This window comes from Rhizobacter sp. P2_H2 (assembly GCF_056403375.1).
In genome coordinates this window covers 1-1,139 of the sequence record NZ_JBFUFP010001409.1, presented here as the reverse complement: position 1 = coordinate 1,139, position 1,139 = coordinate 1, and the positions used below count along the sequence as shown (strand labels likewise).

The window sequence follows — 1,139 nt, the reverse complement described above, 5'->3', positions numbered from 1 at the left end:
CAGCGGCGGCTGCGGATGGGTCTCGTCGAGGTACTCGATGATCGCGAGCGATTGCGACAGCAACGCGTTGTCGTCCTTCAGCACCGGCACCAGCCGCCCGGGCGACAGCGCGGCGAAGGCCGGCTGCGTCTGCTCGTTCTTGACCAGGTGCACCGGCACGTAGTCGTAGGCCAGCCCCTTCAGCGCGAGCGCGACGCGCACGCGGAACGAGGCCGACGACCGGAAGTAGCTGTAGAGCTGCATGCCGTGCACGCCTGTCACAGGACCGCCATCAGCGGGCCACCAGCTGCACTTGCAGGCTGCCGACGCCGTCGACCTTCGCGCTCAGCGTGTCGCCGGTGACGACCGCGGCCACGCCCTCGGGCGTGCCGGTGAAGATCAGGTCGCCGGGGGCCAGCTCCCACAGCCCGGACAGCTGCTCGATGATTTCGGGGATGTTCCAGATCAGCTTGCCGATCACGCTGTGCTGGCGCAGCGTGCCGTTGACCTTCAGCTCGATGCGCGTGTCGGCGCCCACCTGGCAAAGCGCGGCCGGCCGCACCGGGCCGATCGGCGCCGATTCGTCGAAGCCCTTGCCGCTGCACCACGGGCGGCCCAGCTTCTTGGCCTCGCCCTGCAGGTCGCGGCGCGTCATGTCGAGCCCGACGGCATAGCCGTACACATGGTCGAGCGCCTGGGCCGCCGGGATGTTGCGCCCGCCCTTGCCGATCGCGACGACCAGCTCGACCTCGTGGTGCAGGTCCTTGGTGGCGCTCGGGTAGTGCATCTGCCCGGTCGTGCCCTCGGCCACCGGCAGCACCGCGTCGGCCGGCTTCAGGAAGAAGAACGGCGCCTCGCGGCCGGTGTGGCCCATCTCGATCGCATGGTCGACGTAGTTGCGGCCGACGCAGTAGATGCGGCGCACCGGGAAGGTGTCGCCGGGTTGCGCGCCGACGACGGGCACGGAAGGGGTGGCCGGAACCGGCACGACGTGGCTCATGGAAGTCGCTCCGCAGAGAGTCTGTTGGGGGATGGCGGGATGATGCCACGAGGGCTGAAAACTCACGGCTAAACTCCCTGCGATGTTCAAGGCCCGAAGCTTCAAGCACTGCAAGACCTGCGGATCGCCGGTCAGCTACAGCATCCCGCCCGATGACAAC

The 1,139-nt window shown here is 68.7% G+C and carries 3 protein-coding genes; 1 reads left to right on the top strand and 2 read right to left on the bottom strand.

All coding sequences use genetic code 11. The features are described 5' to 3' along the window. Positions 1–243: glutathione S-transferase N-terminal domain-containing protein (locus AC1D15_RS33530; protein WP_477829459.1), on the bottom strand; the 243-nt coding region annotated here is incomplete at its 3' end. A gap of 28 nt (positions 244–271) precedes the next feature. Beyond that, positions 272–979: a fumarylacetoacetate hydrolase family protein gene (locus AC1D15_RS33525; RefSeq protein ID WP_477829458.1), complete on the bottom strand. Its 708-nt coding sequence runs from the start codon at positions 977–979 to the stop codon at positions 272–274. Between the two features lie 82 nt (positions 980–1,061). Here AC1D15_RS33525 and AC1D15_RS33520 point away from each other — a divergent pair. Beyond that, positions 1,062–1,139, top strand: a 78-nt coding sequence (locus AC1D15_RS33520) for a zinc ribbon domain-containing protein (protein WP_477829460.1), incomplete at its 3' end; no start/stop codon positions are given.

Excerpts from the sequence above, each read along its gene's own strand:
- AC1D15_RS33525 (WP_477829458.1), bottom strand. The coding sequence starts at position 979 with ATGAGCCACGTCGTGCCGGTTCCGGCCACCCCTTCCGTGCCCGTCGTC.